General features: G+C 66.9%; 21 protein-coding genes. 14 read left to right on the forward strand and 7 right to left on the reverse strand.

Features of this window, described 5'->3' with window-relative positions; all coding sequences use genetic code 11:
• Nucleotides 1-5: 5 nt before the first annotated feature.
• The 5 genes from VAPA_RS34880 to VAPA_RS17460 all read left to right on the forward strand — a co-directional run bounded on the left by VAPA_RS34880 (nt 6) and on the right by VAPA_RS17460 (nt 3,707).
• Nucleotides 6-146 (forward strand): hypothetical protein, encoded by a 141-nt coding sequence (locus VAPA_RS34880; RefSeq protein WP_021008088.1) that lies wholly within the window; start codon nt 6-8, stop codon nt 144-146.
• A gap of 5 nt (nt 147-151) precedes the next feature.
• The gene (locus VAPA_RS17445) at nt 152-721 is read left to right on the forward strand and encodes a class I SAM-dependent methyltransferase (protein WP_021008089.1); all 570 of its coding nucleotides are present in this window, start codon (nt 152-154) and stop codon (nt 719-721) included.
• A 43-nt stretch (nt 722-764) separates the two neighbouring features.
• Nucleotides 765-1,691 carry a 4-hydroxy-tetrahydrodipicolinate synthase gene (dapA, locus tag VAPA_RS17450; RefSeq protein ID WP_413470484.1) on the forward strand — a complete coding sequence of 309 codons (927 nt, stop codon included), beginning with the start codon at nt 765-767 and terminating at the stop codon, nt 1,689-1,691.
• 139 nt (nt 1,692-1,830) lie between these two features.
• Nucleotides 1,831-2,925 (forward strand): outer membrane protein assembly factor BamC, encoded by a 1,095-nt coding sequence (gene bamC / locus VAPA_RS17455; RefSeq protein ID WP_021008091.1) that lies wholly within the window; start codon nt 1,831-1,833, stop codon nt 2,923-2,925.
• Between the two features lie 5 nt (nt 2,926-2,930).
• On the forward strand, nt 2,931-3,707 hold the full coding sequence (locus VAPA_RS17460) for an MBL fold metallo-hydrolase (RefSeq protein WP_021008092.1): 777 nt from the start codon (nt 2,931-2,933) through the stop codon (nt 3,705-3,707).
• Between the two features lie 95 nt (nt 3,708-3,802).
• On the opposite strand, the gene VAPA_RS17465 is transcribed toward VAPA_RS17460, so the two are convergent.
• The 3 genes from VAPA_RS17465 to VAPA_RS17475 form a co-directional block, all read right to left on the reverse strand.
• A complete protein-coding gene (locus tag VAPA_RS17465; RefSeq protein ID WP_021008093.1) occupies nt 3,803-4,075 on the reverse strand; it encodes a hypothetical protein in 273 nt (90 codons plus the stop codon).
• 93 nt (nt 4,076-4,168) lie between these two features.
• Nucleotides 4,169-4,684 carry a hypothetical protein gene (locus tag VAPA_RS17470; protein ID WP_021008094.1) on the reverse strand — a complete coding sequence of 172 codons (516 nt, stop codon included), beginning with the start codon at nt 4,682-4,684 and terminating at the stop codon, nt 4,169-4,171.
• Nucleotides 4,674-5,819, reverse strand: a complete 1,146-nt coding sequence (locus VAPA_RS17475; protein WP_021008095.1) for a cupin domain-containing protein — start codon at nt 5,817-5,819, stop codon at nt 4,674-4,676. The genes VAPA_RS17470 and VAPA_RS17475 overlap by 11 nt, the downstream gene beginning before the upstream one ends.
• 14 nt (nt 5,820-5,833) lie before the next feature.
• Here VAPA_RS17475 and VAPA_RS17480 point away from each other — a divergent pair, with 14 nt between their 5' ends.
• The gene (locus VAPA_RS17480; RefSeq protein WP_021008096.1) at nt 5,834-6,358 is read left to right on the forward strand and encodes an FKBP-type peptidyl-prolyl cis-trans isomerase; all 525 of its coding nucleotides are present in this window, start codon (nt 5,834-5,836) and stop codon (nt 6,356-6,358) included.
• A 73-nt stretch (nt 6,359-6,431) separates the two neighbouring features.
• Here VAPA_RS17480 and VAPA_RS17485 read toward each other — a convergent pair whose 3' ends face one another.
• The 4 genes from VAPA_RS17485 to coaBC all read right to left on the reverse strand — a co-directional run bounded on the left by VAPA_RS17485 (nt 6,432) and on the right by coaBC (nt 9,227).
• Nucleotides 6,432-6,932 (reverse strand): outer membrane lipoprotein, encoded by a 501-nt coding sequence (locus VAPA_RS17485; protein WP_021008097.1) that lies wholly within the window; start codon nt 6,930-6,932, stop codon nt 6,432-6,434.
• Between the two features lie 173 nt (nt 6,933-7,105).
• Nucleotides 7,106-7,552, reverse strand: a complete 447-nt coding sequence (dut, locus tag VAPA_RS17490) for a dUTP diphosphatase (RefSeq protein WP_021008098.1) — start codon at nt 7,550-7,552, stop codon at nt 7,106-7,108.
• Between the two features lie 2 nt (nt 7,553-7,554).
• Nucleotides 7,555-8,004 (reverse strand): hypothetical protein, encoded by a 450-nt coding sequence (locus VAPA_RS17495; protein WP_021008099.1) that lies wholly within the window; start codon nt 8,002-8,004, stop codon nt 7,555-7,557.
• The gene (coaBC, locus tag VAPA_RS17500) at nt 8,004-9,227 is read right to left on the reverse strand and encodes a bifunctional phosphopantothenoylcysteine decarboxylase/phosphopantothenate--cysteine ligase CoaBC (protein ID WP_021008100.1); all 1,224 of its coding nucleotides are present in this window, start codon (nt 9,225-9,227) and stop codon (nt 8,004-8,006) included. Before coaBC ends, VAPA_RS17495 begins: the two co-directional genes overlap by 1 nt.
• 123 nt (nt 9,228-9,350) lie before the next feature.
• Between coaBC and VAPA_RS17505 the strand changes: the two genes are divergently transcribed.
• From VAPA_RS17505 to VAPA_RS17540, 8 genes are read left to right on the forward strand one after another with little or no spacing between them, the layout of a single operon-like run.
• Entirely contained in the window at nt 9,351-11,030 is a 1,680-nt protein-coding gene (locus VAPA_RS17505; RefSeq protein ID WP_021008101.1) for a CTP synthase, read from the forward strand.
• A gap of 55 nt (nt 11,031-11,085) precedes the next feature.
• Entirely contained in the window at nt 11,086-11,943 is an 858-nt protein-coding gene (kdsA, locus tag VAPA_RS17510; protein ID WP_021008102.1) for a 3-deoxy-8-phosphooctulonate synthase, read from the forward strand.
• Nucleotides 11,940-12,230, forward strand: a complete 291-nt coding sequence (locus VAPA_RS17515) for a DUF1330 domain-containing protein (protein ID WP_021008103.1) — start codon at nt 11,940-11,942, stop codon at nt 12,228-12,230. The genes kdsA and VAPA_RS17515 overlap by 4 nt, the downstream gene beginning before the upstream one ends.
• Nucleotides 12,231-12,265: 35 nt before the next feature.
• Entirely contained in the window at nt 12,266-13,549 is a 1,284-nt protein-coding gene (gene eno / locus VAPA_RS17520; RefSeq protein ID WP_018905898.1) for a phosphopyruvate hydratase, read from the forward strand.
• Between the two features lie 17 nt (nt 13,550-13,566).
• Nucleotides 13,567-13,845 (forward strand): cell division protein FtsB, encoded by a 279-nt coding sequence (gene ftsB / locus VAPA_RS17525; RefSeq protein ID WP_021008104.1) that lies wholly within the window; start codon nt 13,567-13,569, stop codon nt 13,843-13,845.
• Nucleotides 13,846-13,849: 4 nt separating this feature from the next.
• A complete protein-coding gene (gene pnuC / locus VAPA_RS17530) occupies nt 13,850-14,473 on the forward strand; it encodes a nicotinamide riboside transporter PnuC (protein ID WP_021008105.1) in 624 nt (207 codons plus the stop codon).
• Entirely contained in the window at nt 14,470-15,174 is a 705-nt protein-coding gene (locus tag VAPA_RS17535; RefSeq protein ID WP_021008106.1) for an AAA family ATPase, read from the forward strand. The genes pnuC and VAPA_RS17535 overlap by 4 nt, the downstream gene beginning before the upstream one ends.
• Nucleotides 15,175-15,177: 3 nt before the next feature.
• Nucleotides 15,178-16,149 carry a hypothetical protein gene (locus VAPA_RS17540; RefSeq protein ID WP_021008107.1) on the forward strand — a complete coding sequence of 324 codons (972 nt, stop codon included), beginning with the start codon at nt 15,178-15,180 and terminating at the stop codon, nt 16,147-16,149.
• The last annotated feature ends 27 nt before the right edge of the window (nt 16,150-16,176 follow it).

The following is a 16,176-nucleotide window of genomic DNA, read 5'->3' on the forward strand; positions in this document are numbered from 1 at the left end:
GCCCTATGACTGCGCAGATGCGCCACCATCTCGTGCATGCCGGCTGGCTTGCCGCCGCGCTGGCGGCGCTGGGCGCCGTCTTTGCGCTCTACGTTCACCCGGATTTCCTGGTCACACTGGTCGACCAGGTCTGGTCCTGTTTCTGATTGCTATGAAAGATGTAGCACCTTCGCATGGCGGAACGGAGCCGTCGGAATGGATCGTGCGGTGGTCGCACCTGCTCGCCCCTGGAGCCACCGTGCTCGACGTGGCATGCGGCCACGGACGGCACATGCAGTGGTTCGCGGCGCGCGGGCATGGGGTCACGGGCGTGGATCGCTCGGCGGAAGCCGCCGAGGCCGCGGGCGCCTTCGGCCGCGTGCTGACCGCCGACATCGAGGCCGGCCCCTGGCCCTTCGCGGACCAGGCCTTCGGCACAGTGGTCGTCACCAACTACCTGTGGCGCCCGCGCATGGCGGACATCGTGGCCGCGGTCGCGCCCGGCGGCGTGCTGCTTTACGAAACCTTCGCAGCCGGCAACGAGACGGTGGGCAAGCCCTCGCGCCCCGACTTCCTGCTGCAGCCCGGCGAACTGCTGGCTGCCTGCAAGGAATTGCGCGTGGTGGCCTATGAAGACGGCTTCCTCGCCGAACCGGCGCGCTTCGTGCAGCGCATCGCGGCCATCCGCGCCGGCGATGCCAACGTAGGCCAGCCCCCACGCCATCTGCTGCAGGGAAACTGAGCCCCCCGGGGCGGCCGCTTCCCGGGATGCCGGAGTAAGTAGAATCGGCGCTTTCGTCCACCCGACAGAGAGATTCCCCTTGGAGCAACTGACAGGCAGCATCGTCGCTCTCGTCACGCCGATGCACGACGACGGCAGTGTCGACTACCCCGCCCTGCGCCGGCTGATCGACTGGCACATCGACGAAGGCACCGATTGCCTCGGCGTGGTCGGCACCACCGGCGAATCGCCCACGGTCGACGTGGAAGAGCATTGCGAGATCATCCGCGTGGCGGTCGAGCAGGCCAAGGGCCGCGTGCCCGTGATGGCCGGCTGCGGCGCCAACTCGACCAAGGAAGCGATCGAGCTCGCCAAGTTCGCCAAGGGCGTGGGGGCCGATTCGCAGCTGCAGGTCGTGCCTTACTACAACAAGCCGACGCAGGAAGGCCAGTACCGGCACTTCAAGGCCATCGCCGAAGCCGTGGGCGACCTGCCCACCGTGCTGTACAACGTGCCCGGCCGCACCGTGGCCGATATGGCGCACGACACCGTGCTGCGCCTGGCGCAGGTGCCGGGCATCATCGGCATCAAGGAAGCCACCGGCAACATCGAGCGCGCGCAATGGCTCATCCGCGACCTGCCCAAGCACTTTGCCGTCTATTCCGGCGACGACCCGACCGCGGTAGCCCTGATGCTCTGCGGCGGCCAGGGCAACATCAGCGTCACGGCCAACATCGCGCCGCGCAAGATGCATGAGCTGTGCGTTGCGGCCATCGCCGGCGATGTGCGGCGCGCCATGCAGATCCAGTTCGAACTGATGCCGCTGCATCGCCACCTGTTCGTGGAACCCAATCCGATCCCGCTGAAGTGGGCCATGTCCAGGCTTGGCCTGTGCGGCGGCGCATTGCGGCTGCCGCTCACCGAGCTGGCGGAAACGAACCGGCCCGTGGTCGAGACCGCCCTGCGCGCCACCGGCCTGCTCAAGGGCTGACCCCGTTTTCATCTCGCCCCCCAATCTCTTTCCCCCTGCCGCATCGAGGTCACGCAACCTTTTGCCTGAACCGTGCTCAGAGAGTGCGGGCAATGCGGCCCACAGATTGACCGAACCCATTCCAACAAGGAAGACGACGTTGAAGAACCTTTCGAACATTTCGCGAGCTGCACTGCTGGCCACCCTCGTTGTCAGCCTCGCCGCCTGCTCCGTTCTCGAGAGCGACAAGATCGACTACAAGAGCGCCGGCAAGGCCCCGACGCTCGAAGTCCCGCCCGACCTGTCGCAGCTCTCGCGTGAGAACCGCTATGCGGTGCCGGGCGGTGCGGTCACGGCCAACGCCTACCAGGCCGGTGCCGCCAACGCCCCGGGCATTCCCACCGCGGTGGCCAACATCGGCGACGTTCGCATGGAGCGTTCGGGCACGCAGCGCTGGATCGTCATCAACCGCTCGCCCGACCAGCTCTGGGACCCGGTGAAGGATTTCTGGCAGGAAAGCGGCTTCCTCCTGACCACCGAGCAGCGCAACCTCGGCATCATGGAAACCGACTGGGCCGAGAACCGTGCCAAGCTGCCGCAGGACATCATCCGCGGCACGCTGGGCAAGCTGGTCGATTCGGTCTACTCGACCGGCGAACTCGACCGCTTCCGCACCCGCCTGGAACGCACGCCCACGGGCACCGAGATCTTCATCAGCCACCGCGGCATGCAGGAGGTCTACAACAACAGCCGCCAGGACCAGACCGTCTGGCAGCCCCGCCCGAGCGACCCTGAACTCGAGACCGAATTCCTGCGCCGCCTGATGGTCAAGCTCGGCGTGACGCAAGAGCAGTCGAAGATCCTGGCCGCCACCACCGCACCGTCCAAGACCGCGGCCGTCGCCAACGTGGGCGGCCAGCCGGTCGTGCAGATCAGCGAAGGCTTCGACCGCGCATGGCGCCGCGTGGGCCTGGCACTCGACCGCACCGGCTTCACCGTGGAAGACCGCGACCGCAGCGCCGGCATCTACTACGTGCGCTACGTGACCCCGAACCCCGACAAGAAGGAGCCCGGCTTCTTCGGCAAGCTGTTCGGCAGCTCCGACAAGAACGAAGCGCCGATCAAGTTCCGCATCCTCGTGAAGAGCGGCCAGGGTGAGAGCACCACGGTCTCGGTGCTGAACGCAAGCGGCGCGCCCGAAACCTCGGCCAACGCGCAGCGCATCGTCCAGGTCATTGCAGACGACCTGAAGTAAGCCGCATGCTCCGCTTCCGAAGCCTCGGCAGCGGCAGCACGGGCAATGCCGCGCTGGTGGAATCCACCAGCGGCGGCCGCACCTCTCGGCTCCTGATCGACTGCGGATTCGGCCTGCGGCAACTCGATCTGCGGCTCGCCAGGGCCGGGCTCGCGGCCGGCGACATCGACGCGGTCTTCGTCACCCACGAGCACGGCGACCACATCGGATGCGCCCACTCGCTGTCGCGGCGCAACCGCATTCCCGTCTGGATGAGCGAAGGCACCTGGCTTGCCACCGGGGGCCGCGATTTCGAAGGCCGGCTCAACCTGGCGCGGGACGATGCCGAGTTTGCGGTTGGCGATATTGCTGTGCAGCCCTTCACCGTGCCGCACGATGCGCGCGAGCCGCTGCAGCTTCGCTGCTCCGATGGCGCCCGCACCCTGGGCGTGCTGACCGACCTGGGCCATGCCACCGCGCATGTGCTGGCCCGTTTGAGCGGCGTGCATGCGCTGCTGCTCGAGTTCAACCACGACAGCGAACTGCTGGCCAATTCGGCCTATCCTGCATTCCTGAAGCTGCGCGTTGGCGGCAGGCACGGGCACCTGTCGAATGAAGCGGCCGCGGAAATCGCACGCGCGGTTCGCCACGACGGCCTGCGCCATGTGGTCGCGGCGCACCTGAGCGAGCAGAACAACCGTCCCGACATCGTGCGGCGCCTCATGGCCGAAGCCCTCGGCGGGCACGAGGCCGAGATGCTCACTGCCAGCGCGTCGGAAGGCTCGCCCTGGCTGGACGTGTGATTGCCTCGCACGCGGCCCTGTCCCAGGCACCATAGAAAAAGCCGCCACGAGGCGGCTTTTTGCTGGGCGAATGAACGCCTCGGTTGAGGGTGTGCCTATTTCTTCGGCGCTTCGTCCTTCTTGGCCGCCTCCGTCGCGGCATTGGCGGCGTCCAGGGCCGAGGAGGCGCCCGGCGAAGGCGTGGTTGCGGCCGACGGATCGGTGGTCGACGGGGCCGGCGCAGCCGCGGGCGGCGCAGGTGCCGGTTCGGTCACCGGAGCGGGCGGGGGCGTCACAACCGCCGGTGCGGCGTCCTCTTTCTTTCCGCAGGCCACGAGTGCGGCAGCGGCGATCAACGAAGCGAGCAGGACGGACGATGACTTCTTCATGGAAACTCCTTTGGCAATGGATGTCAGAACGAAAAAATTCTAGACCCGCATCGCTGCCCGTTTGTGTCTCACGGCCTCATTCGCGGCATTGGCTTACAAGCCCGATGCCGAGGCCGGAAAGGCGGGCCGCCCCGTTCGCCACGACTCATCCATGGTTTCGCGCAGTTCGCGCCGCGCACGCGGGGCGAAGCCGCACAGGCCGCGGCTGCGCTCGGGATCGGTGCGGTGGACGAACCACTCGGGCGTCCAGATGGCACTTGGCACCGCGGCGCTGCCCGCCTCCGTGCGCACCGTGCGGCATTCGATGATGTGATCCCACATGCGCCGCCACGGAACGAAGCGCGCATGTGAACGTTCGACTACATCGAAGCGTTGCGCCAGCAGCATGAAGCGGCGCCCCGTGGCCGACCAGGCCTGGAGCGCCTCGATGCTGGCCCTCTCGCCGAGCGGCCAGTCGGCAAAGTCGGGATCGCTGAAGACCAGTTCTCTCCAGCCCTGGCGGGCTGCACTCGACAGCGCGGCCCGCACGATGCCCGCGAAAGCCTCGCGGCCATCGAACCGTCCTTCGGGCAAGGACGGTGCGGCAGCCGCGGGACTCTCACTCTGCATGGGCCCACCCCGCTTCGCACCACTCGGCCAGCAGTGCGAGCGCACCGTCGCTCGCGCGCGCCAGTTCGCGCGGCCCGAGCGCACGCCGGTCGGCCAGCCGCCGCATCAGCGTTGCATCGACCCCGCCCGCACGAAAGCTCTCGCCGTTGATGTAGAGATGCCGCGCGTCGTAGAGCATGCGCGTGCGGCGGTCGAGCGCCACGGCGTGCAGCACGGCCGGCACTTCGGCACCTTCCTGGTCGAACCAGACGTTGGCCTTGGGTTCGGTCAGCGATTCGCCCAGCGCACGGTCGACGGCGTGGGGGTCGCGCAGCGCGGCATCGACCGCCTTGCGCGCAAAGGCCTGCAGCGCGGCCGGCATGGCGGCCGGCGCATCGACCGCGGGCTGCGTCGGATCACGGTAGCGCGCCAGTTCGGCGGGCCCTGCATCTTCCAGCGCCTCCGCATACGCCTGCGCCACGCGCGCCAGCAGGTCGGCGCCAAGCTCGCCCGCCGCGGAGGACCGCAGGCCGATGGAGCAGGTCATGCAATCGTCGCCGACCGCCACACCGTCGTGCGCATAGCGCGGTGGCAGATACAGCATGTCGCCCGGCTCGAGCACAAAGCTCTGCTCGGGCTCGAAGTTCTCGAGGATCTTGAGCGGCACACCCTGCTGCAGGCGCAGGTCGCTCTGCCTGCCGATCGACCAGCGCCGCGTGCCCTGCGCCTGGAGCAGGAACACGTCGTAGCTGTCGAAATGTGCGCCCACGCCGCCCTGGTCGCTCGCGTAGCTGATCATCAGGTCGTCCAGGCGCGCGTCGGGCAGGAAGCGAAACTGCTGCAGCAGCGCGTGCACGCCGTCGTGATGCAGGTCGACGCCCTGCACCAGCAGCGTCCATGCCGGTTGCTGGCGCGGCGGCAATGCGCGCCGCGCGAGCGGCCCGTGCTTGAGCGTCCAGCCGGCCTTGCCGTGGCGGATGAGGCGCGATTCGACGTCCTCGCGCTCCGCCAGGGCAAAGAGCGCGCTGCGCCCGATCGGTGGCACCATGGCGGGAATGGCCTGGCGCACCAGCAACGGTTTCTTCTGCCAATACCGCCGCATGAACTGCGCGGCGCTCAGGCCGCCGAGCAACGGCAGCGGTTGTGTAATCTCCATGGGAGAATTCTGCAATGGAAATCTCTGAACAATGCGTGGTCGGCCTGACCTGGACGATGAAAGACACTCTGGGCGAAGTGCTGGACGTGCTCGACGAACCGGTGGAATTCATGGTGGGAGGCGATGACCTCTTCGACGTGATCGAAGCCGCCCTGATGGGCCACGAGCCCGGTGCCCGGGTGCAATTGCAGCTCGAACCCGAGCAGGGCTTCGGCGACTTCAACGACCAGCTGCTTTTTCTCGAGCCGCGTTCGCTGTTCCCCGAAGGCACCGAGGAAGGCATGACCTTCGACGGCGCAGCCCTGCCCGCAGGCGTGAGCGACGCCATGCCCAAGGACGTGATCTACACCGTGGCCGAGATCTATCCGGACCATCTGGTGCTCGACGGCAATCATCCGCTCGCCGGCATCGCGGTCCGGCTCGACATCACGGTTCGCTCGGTGCGCGAAGCCACGGAAGAAGAAGTCGGCAGTGGAACGGCGGGCACGGCCTTTTTCAAGGTGCCGCCGACCGCGCCCGGCAACAATCTGCTGCACTGACCGGCAGAGCAGACTGCTGCAACAAGAAAAAAAGCCGGGCAGTGCCCGGCTTTCTTCTTGCTGCGGAACACGGCTACATGCGCGAGATATGGCCGTTGTCGATGCGCACCCGGTCGCCGATGCGCAGGTCGCCCGGATGCTGCACGTCGAAAGCACGGTAGCCGCCGCGGTCGGTCTGCACCGAGATGCGATAGCTCTCGTAGGCGCGCGGCCCGCTGGCCTGTCCCTCGATGGTGTTGCCCAGCAACGCACCGCCCACGATGCCCAGGGCGGTTGCCGCGGCGCGGCCGCTGCCGTGCCCGAACTGGTTGCCCACAACGCCGCCGATGACCCCCCCCGCCACCGCACCACCACCGGTGGTCCCGGTGCCCGCGGTTTCGCTGCGCAGCACCTCGATGTTGGCCACGTGCCCGTATTCGACATAGGCCGCTTCCTGGTACGGAACGGCTTGCGGCGGAGCCTGGTAGGGATAGCGCGAGGTGTGATAGACCGGCGCTGGAGCGACGCAGGCCGTGAGCGTGGCAAGCGCCACCACGGAGGCGGCAATGGAAATGAAGCGCGTTGAAATTTTCATGTTGAGAGGCTCCTCGGATAAATCGGCGCATCCCGATGCGCCAAAGCCTGTATCCAACGTCTCTCCCGCAACGGGGATGACGCAAGACACACACCGAAACGTAGGAGCGCGCCGCGAACCGTCAGTTCCGGTCTTTACTGGCCCGACACGAAGCCGATGCCAGGCTTGGAGGCTCAGTGCTTGCCGGTGGAACCGTAGCCGCCTTCGCCGCGTTGCGAAGCTGCAAATTCTGTGACCACGCGAAACTGCGCCTGCACGACCGGCACGATCACGAGTTGCGCGAGCCGCTCCATCGGCTGGAGCACGAAGGGTGTGTCGCTGCGGTTCCAGGCGCTGATCTTGAGTTCGCCCTGGTAGTCGCTGTCGATCAGGCCCACGAGATTGCCGAGCACGATGCCGTGCTTGTGGCCGAGGCCCGAGCGCGGAAGGATCAGCGCCGCATAGGCCGGGTCGGCCAGGTGGATCGCGATGCCGGTGCCCACGAGCTGCCAGGCGTTGGGTTCCAGCGTGATCGGCGCATCGAGGCAGGCCCTGAGATCAAGCCCTGCGCTGCCGGGCGTGGCATAGGCGGGCAATTGGTCCACCATGCGTGGATCGAGGATACGAACGTCTACTTTCACTTCTACTTGCCTTGCTTGTGTTGCTGTTCTCTTTGCTTGCGGGCGGCTTCCTCGAGCACCTGCTGCCACTTGGCGACACCGGGTGAAAGCCTCAGTCCCTTGAACTTGCTGGCGAGCCAGAAAGCCGCGCCCGCCAGGAACACCAGCACGACGAGGGACACCCCGGCCGACCACAGCGCCAGGAGCACCACGGCCCCCACCGCAGCCATGATCTTGAGCGCCGTGGGCGTGAACGCCCCGGCGCCTGGCGCCGAGGTGTCCCCGTTCGACGATTCGCGCCGCTGCGCTGCGGCCGCCGCAGCGCCCTGCGCGCCCGGTGCGGGCGTGATGCCCACGTCGAGCCCATGGTCCCCTTCGTGCGCCGCCCGCTTCGGCAACGCGGCCTGGGCCGACAGCCGCTCGACGTAGCTGGCGAAATCGCCATTGGGCGGTGTGTTCCATTGGGGGTTCATCAGACTCTCCAGTCAGGAAGGCGGACGGCAATCTCGGCCATGAGTTCGCGCGCGAGGGTGAGCTTGGGCGCACGCGGCAGCTCGCGCGTGCTCGTTGCGTCCACCAGCAGCAGCGCATTGTCGTCCTGCCCGAAGGTCAGCGGACCGATGTTGCCGACCAGGAGCGGGATTCCCTTGCGCTCGCGCTTGGCCTTGGCGTGTTCGACCAGGTTCTCGCTCTCGGCCGCGAAGCCCACGCAGAACAGCTTGCGGGACTGCGCGCGCTCGCTCCTGGCCACCGCCAGCAGGATGTCGGCGTTCTCGACGAAATTCAGCACGGGCGTCTTGCCGCTGCCGTCCTTCTTGATCTTTTGCTCGCTGTGGGTGGCGGGCCGCCAGTCGGCCACAGCGGCCGTCGCTACAAAAATGCTAGCAGACTGCGCAGCCCGCAGGGTGGCCTCGAGCATGTCCTGCGCGGAAAGCACGTCGATGCGGTTCACCCCGCGCGGCGTTGGCAGGTGCACCGGACCGGCCACCAGCGTGACCTCGGCGCCGGCCTCGTGCGCGGCGCGCGCAATGGCGAAACCCATCTTGCCGGACGAATGGTTGGTGATGCCGCGTATCGGATCGAGCGGCTCGAACGTAGGGCCTGCGGTCACCAGCAGCTTCTGGCCCGCCAGAAGCTTTGGCGCAAAGAAGGCCGTGATGTCCTCGAGCAGCTGCGCCGGCTCGAGCATGCGGCCATCGCCCGTCTCGCCACAGGCCTGCCAGCCGCTGCCCACGCCCAGCACCGTGGCACCGTCGGCCGACGCCTGCATCAGGTTGCGCTGGGTCGCGGGATGCGCCCACATCTCGCGGTTCATGGCCGGCGCGATCAGGAGCGGCACGCGGTCCATCGGACGGGCGAGGCACATCAGGCTCAGCAGGTCGTCGGCCCTCCCCTGCACCAGCCGCGCAATGAAGTCGGCGCTGCAGGGCGCCAGCACGATGGCGTCGGCCTCGCGGCTCAGGTTGATGTGCGGCATGTTGTTGGGCTCGCGCGCATCCCATTGCGAGGTGTAGACCGTGCGCCCCGAGAGCGCCTGCATCGTGACCGGCGTGATGAACTGCTCGGCCGCCTCGGTCATCACGACCTGGACGGTGGCGCCCGCCTTCACGAACAGGCGGCACAACTCCGCCGACTTGTAGCAGGCGATACCACCGGTAAGGCCCAGGACGATGTGTTTGCCGGCGAGATCTTGCATGAGTCATATTGTTGCTCACATACCGACAAGATCAGGAATGGGATGGCCTTGGGCCGAAGGGGCACAAAGGGGACACCTATAATCGCAATTTCCCACTGCCCGGATCTCTGGTCCGGAACTGGCATGACCAAATTTGTCTTCGTCACCGGTGGTGTCGTATCTTCCCTTGGCAAGGGAATCGCCTCCGCCTCCCTCGCTGCGATCCTTGAATCGCGCGGCCTCAAGGTCACTCTCATCAAGCTCGATCCGTACATCAATGTCGACCCCGGCACGATGTCACCGTTCCAGCATGGCGAGGTGTTCGTCACCGACGACGGTGCCGAGACCGACCTCGACCTCGGCCACTACGAGCGCTTCATCACCACGCGGATGCGCAAGGCCAACAACTTCACCACCGGCCAGATCTACAAGACCGTGCTCGAGAAAGAGCGCCGCGGCGACTACCTCGGCAAGACGGTGCAGGTGATTCCGCACATCACCAACGAGATCCAGGAATACATCAAGCGCGGCGCCGGCCTCGGCACCGCGCATGAAGTGGACGTGGCCATCGTCGAGATCGGCGGCACCGTGGGCGACATCGAATCGCTCCCGTTCCTCGAAGCCGTGCGCCAGATGAGCCTGCGCATGGGCCCGAACAACTCGGCCTTCGTGCACCTGAGCTACGTGCCCTGGATTGCCGCAGCCGGCGAGCTCAAGACCAAGCCCACGCAGCACACCGCCAAGGAACTGCGTGCCATCGGCATCCAGGCCGACGCGCTGCTGTGCCGCGCCGACCGCCCGATCCCCGACGACGAGCGCGCCAAGATCTCGCTGTTCTCGAACGTGCCCGAATGGGGCGTGATCTCCATGTGGGACGTCGACACCATCTACAAGGTGCCGCGCATGCTGCACGAGCAGGGCCTGGACGGTCTGATCTGCGACAAGCTGCGCATCAACACGCCGCCGGCCAAGCTGCAGCGCTGGGACGAGCTGGTGTACGAGGTCGAGCACCCGCAGCAGGAAGTAAGCATCGCGATGGTCGGCAAGTACGTCGACCTGTCCGACAGCTACAAGTCGCTCAACGAGGCACTGCGCCACGCCGGCATGAAGAACCATGCGCGCGTGAAGATCGACTACATCGATTCCGAAACCATTTCCCCGCAGGACGTCTCGCGGCTTGCCAAGTACGACGCGATCCTGGTGCCCGGCGGCTTCGGCCAGCGCGGCGTCGAGGGCAAGATCTCGGCCGCCCGCTTCGCCCGCGAAAGCAAGGTGCCCTACCTCGGCATCTGCCTGGGCATGCAGGTGGCCACCATCGAATACGCGCGCCACGTGGCGGGCCTCAAGAACGCCAACAGCACCGAGTTCGACCCCGAGACGCCCTGCCCCGTGATCGCGCTGATCACCGAGTGGAAGGACGCCGACGGCACCGTGAAGACGCGCAACGAGAAGTCCGACCTCGGCGGCACCATGCGCCTGGGCGCGCAGAGTTCCGACGTCTCGCCCGGCACGCTGGCCCACAGCATCTATGGCGACGTGGTGACCGAGCGCCACCGCCACCGCTACGAAGCCAACGTCAACTACCTCGACGAACTGCGCGCTGCCGGCCTCGTGATCTCCGCGCTGACGCAGCGCGAGCACCTGACCGAAATCGTCGAGCTGCCGCAGGACGTGCACCCGTGGTTCATGGGCGTGCAGTTCCACCCCGAATTCAAATCGACGCCGTGGAGTGGGCATCCGCTGTTCAACGCCTTCATCAAGGCGGCGCTCGACCACAAGGCCCAGAGCGCGGGCGGCGCAAAGAACCTGAAGGCGGTGGCATGAGCCGCCGGGCCGCTCCCAAGGCGAATGACGAAGTGCGCAGCACGGAGGCATCTCTATGAAACTCTGCGGATTCGACATCGGGCTCGACCAGCCCTTCTTCCTGATTGCCGGCCCCTGCGTTGTCGAATCCGAGCAATTGCAGATGGACACGGCTGGCACGCTGAAGGAAATCACTTCCTCGCTCGGCATTCCGTTCATCTTCAAGAGCAGCTTCGACAAGGCCAACCGCTCCTCGGGCACCAGCTTTCGCGGCCCGGGCCGCGAGAAGGGCCTGGAGATCCTGGCCAAGGTGAAGCGCGAACTCGGCCTGCCCGTACTGACCGACGTTCATACCGAGGATGACATCGCCGAGGCCGCCAAGGTGGTCGACGTGCTGCAGACGCCCGCCTTCCTGTGCCGCCAGACCGACTTCATCCGCGCGGTGGCGCAGTCGGGCAAGCCGGTGAACATCAAGAAGGGCCAGTTCCTCGCACCGCACGACATGAAGAACGTGATCGACAAGGCGCGCGCTGCCGCCAAGGAAGCCGGCCTGCCCGAAGACAGCTTCATGGCCTGCGAGCGCGGCGCGAGCTTTGGCTACAACAACCTGGTGTCGGACATGCGTTCGCTCGCGATCATGCGCGAGACCGGCGCACCCGTGGTGTTCGACGCCACCCACTCGGTGCAACTGCCGGGCGGCCAGGGCACGAGCTCGGGCGGCCAGCGCGAAATGGTGCCGGTGCTCTCGCGCGCGGCCGTGGCCGTGGGCGTGGCCGGCCTCTTCATGGAAACGCACCCCGATCCCGCCAAGGCACTGAGCGACGGCCCCAATGCCGTGCCGCTCAAGCACATGAAGGCCCTGCTCGAAACGCTGCTCGCGCTCGACCAGGTGACCAAGAAAAACGCATTTCTGGAGGACGTCTTTCAATCATGAGCAGTGGTTATGTCATCGCCCACGTCGAGGTCACGAACCCGACGCAGTACGAGGAATACAAGAAGTGGTCGAGTGCCGCCATGCAGGCGCACGGCGCCGAAGTGTGCGTGCGCGGCGGCCAGGTCGAAGTGCTGGAGGGCGACTGGTCGCCTTCGCGCCTCGTCATCCTGAAATTTCCCAGCTTCGAGAAGGCCAGGGCTTTCTACGAAACGCCCGAATACCTGAAGGCGCGCGAAGCCCGCGCCGGTACCGCCGTCATGCGCATGGTCGCGGTCGAAGGCCTTTGATTAATTGAATTGAGACTGAAAAGAAAGAGAAACGCATGAGTGCAATCGTTGACATCGTCGGCCGCGAAATCCTCGACAGCCGCGGCAATCCCACAGTCGAGTGCGACGTGCTGCTCGAATCGGGCACCATGGGCCGCGCGGCCGTGCCCTCGGGCGCATCGACCGGTTCGCGCGAAGCCATCGAGCTGCGCGACGGCGACAAGAAACGCTATCTCGGCAAGGGCGTGCTCAAGGCGGTGGAGAACATCAACACCGAGATCTCGGAATCCGTGCTCGGCCTCGACGCCAGCGAGCAGGCCTTCCTCGACCGCACGATGATCGACCTGGACGGCACCGACAACAAGGGCCGCCTGGGTGCCAACGCCACCCTCGCCGTCTCGATGGCCGTGGCGCGCGCTGCGGCCGAAGAGTCGGGCCTGCCGCTGTACCGCTACTTCGGCGGCATGGGCGGCATGCAGCTGCCGGTGCCGATGATGAACGTCATCAACGGCGGCGCGCACGCCAACAACAGCCTCGACCTGCAGGAGTTCATGATCATCCCCGTGGGTGCACCGAGCTTCCGCGAAGCCGTGCGCTACGGCGCCGAGGTGTTCCATGCGCTCAAGAAGATCCTGGGCGACCGCGGCATCAGCACGGCAGTCGGCGACGAGGGTGGATTCGCGCCCAGCGTCGAAAGCCATGAGGCAGCCATCCAGCTGATTCTCGAAGCCATCGACAAGGCCGGCTTCGTGGCGGGCGAGCAGATTGCGCTCGGCCTCGACTGCGCCGCCAGCGAGTTCTACAAGGACGGCAACTACGTGCTCTCCGGCGAGAACCTCACGCTGTCGGCCGGCAACTGGGCCGACATGCTCGCCACCTGGGTCGACAAGTACCCGATCATCAGCATCGAGGACGGCATGCACGAAGGCGACTGGGACGGCTGGAAGCTGCTCACCGACCGCCTCGGCAAGCGCGTGCAGCTGGTGGGCGACGACCTGTTCGTCACCAACACCAAGATCCTGCAGGAAGGCATCGACAAGGGCATTGCCAACTCGATCCTGATCAAGATCAACCAGATCGGCACGCTGACCGAGACCTTCGCCGCCATCGAGATGGCCAAGCGCGCAGGCTACACGGCCGTCATCTCGCACCGCTCGGGCGAAACCGAAGACAGCACCATCGCCGACATCGCGGTGGGCACCAACGCGGGCCAGATCAAGACCGGTTCGCTCTCGCGCTCCGACCGCATCGCCAAGTACAACCAGCTGCTGCGCATCGAAGAAGACCTCGGCGACATCGCCAGCTATCCCGGCCGCGGCGCGTTCTACAACCTGAAGTAGCGCGCGAAGCCGGCGGCATGCGCTCGCGCCTCGTTCCACCCATCGTGCTGTTGCTGCTGCTGGTCATCCTGCAGTGGCAGCTGTGGAACGGGCGCGGCAGCGTGCGCGACGTGGCGCAGCTGCAGTCCAAGCTGGCCGACCAGAAGGCGTCCAACGCCAAGGCCGTGGTGAACAACGAGCGGCTGGCCTCCGAGGTCAACGACCTCAAGATCGGCCTCGAGATGGTCGAAGAGCGTGCACGGCAGGAACTGGGCATGGTCAAGCCCAACGAAGTGTTCGTTCAGGTCACCCACTAGGCTGATGCCCGAGTTCTTCTCGGCCCCCGCATTCGCGCTCTGGGGCTCACCGGTCAGCTGGCTCGAACTCTTGGCCGCGGTGCTGGCGCTTGCGATGGTCGGCTGCAACATGCGCGAGATTCATTGGGGCTGGCCGCTGGCGATCATCAGCTCGCTGCTTTACGTGGCCGTGTTCGCGCAGGCACGCATCTACGGCGATGCCTCGCTGCAGGTGTTCTTCGCGATCGTCGCGTTCTGGGGCTGGTCGCAATGGCTGCGCGGCCACCGCGCCGACGGCAGCGCATTGCGGGTCAGCCGGCTTTCACCGCGCGGCACGGCACTGGCACTTGCGGCCTGCGCACTGGCATGGCCCGCGGTCGCCCTCTTCCTGCGCCGCTTCACCGACACCGACGTGCCCTGGTGGGACGGGTTCTCGACCGGGCTCAGTCTCGTCGGCCAGTTCCTGCTCGGGCGCAAGTTCATCGAGAACTGGCTGGTGTGGTTGGCGGTGAACGTCGTGAGCGTGGGCCTGTTCATCCACAAGGGCCTGTGGCTCACGGTGGGCCTCTATGCCGTGTTCGCGGTGCTCAGCGTGGCGGGCTTCCTTGCGTGGCGCACGCGCATGCACGACGGGGCCGCGCGCGCATGACGCCCATGCTGCCGGCCGGATGCGTGATTGCGCTGCTCGGTGCCGAGAGCACCGGCAAGACCGAACTCGCCCGCGCGCTCGTGCTGCGCCTGCAGGAACGCGGCATTGCCGCCACGCTGGTGGGCGAATACCTGCGCGAATGGTGTGACCGCGAGGGCCGTACGCCCCGCCCCGACGAGCAGCAGGCCATCGCGCGAGAGCAGACGCGCCGCATCGATGCCGCGGCCGCTTCGGGTGTGGTGGTGGCCGACACCACGGCCGTCATGACCGCGGTCTACAGCGAACTGCTGTTCGGCGATACCTCGCTCCATGCCGATGCACTGGCGGCGCAGGCGCGCTGCGCCATCACCCTGCTGACCGCGCTCGACATTCCCTGGGCTGCGGACGCGTTGCGCGATGGCGACCACGCACGCCAACCCACGGACGCGCTGGTGCGCGCGGCGCTTTCGGGCGCGGGGCTTTCTTTCGCCGTGGTGCACGGCACCGGCAGCGAAAGACTCTCCAATGCGTGGAACGCCATCAATTCCGTTGCCGGCGACGAAGGCCGTGCCCGGGCCCGGGCACGGGGCCGCCTCGAATCGAAACCCGCCTCCTGGTCATGGCCTTGCGAGAAGTGCTCCGACCCGGAATGCGAGCATCGTCTTTTCAGCGACCTGCTCGGACGCCGCGACACGCCTTCAACCCCCAGTTCGGAGACCTGATTGATGTTCCCGCTTCGTTCCTCTCATCTCTCCGGCATCTTCCTTGCCGCGTTGCTGGCAGCGGGTGCCGCTGCCACGGCCGCGCCCGTCTCGGCCACCGTGGAGAACGCTACCACGGCCACCGCCTGCGCCGAGGAAGACAACGTGTCGATGGTGCTGCGCGGCGAAGGCATCCGGCGCATGCGCATCGAGGCGCTGCAGCCGGCCTATCTCGACAGCGTCGGCAGCGACACCACCGCGCCCGACTTCTCGGGCTGCAACTTCGACGGCGGCGCGCATCCCACCGATCCCGCGCACAAGTTCAAGCCGCGCCGCGTGGTGCTGCTCGACGACGCGCAGTGGCGCATCGTCGGCATGACGCTGCCCAGCTTCTGGCGGCCCCAGCAGGTGCCGGTGCGCGTGGGCGCGCGCACGGACCGCGGCTTTCACATGCTGCAGATCTTCCGCAAGGAAGAAGGCAAGGCGCTCGAAGCGCTGGTGCTCTACCCGGCCGACGGCTACTGGCGCATCAAGCCACTGCCGCAAGCGCGCTTCGGCGACGGGGTCTACGGCTCTTCGTTCCTGCTCGGCCCGGTCGAGCAAGGCAGCCGGCCTGTGGTCGACATTGCGTCGATCCGCATCGTGCCGAAGCCGCTGGCCATCCACCTGCGCTTCGTCGGAGGCGGCAGCGCCGTGGCCAAGGTGTCCGAGATCAGCCGCGCGCGCACCGCGCTCGACGTGACGCTTTCCAAGCCCACGGCCAACGCGCGGCCCTTCGCGGTGCTGCGCTCGATGTACGTGGCGCCCGACAACGCCGACGTGAGCGAGCTGCGCTGGCAGGAATCGGCCGAGGCCGCAGAGCAGGTGCTGCCCCTTCCCGACGTGAAGACGCTGAGCGCCACGCAGGTGCGCTTCGGGCGCAGCCTGCCTTCCAAGCACAACACGAGCGCCCCCGACATCGAGTTCAGCGGCTTCGACGACAAGGCGCCGCGCTGAGCGAGCGCGGCTGGCTCGGCTCACCCG

Origin of the sequence: Variovorax paradoxus B4 (assembly GCF_000463015.1) — a bacterium.
Taxonomy (GTDB): Bacteria; Pseudomonadota; Gammaproteobacteria; order Burkholderiales; family Burkholderiaceae_C; genus Variovorax; species Variovorax paradoxus_E.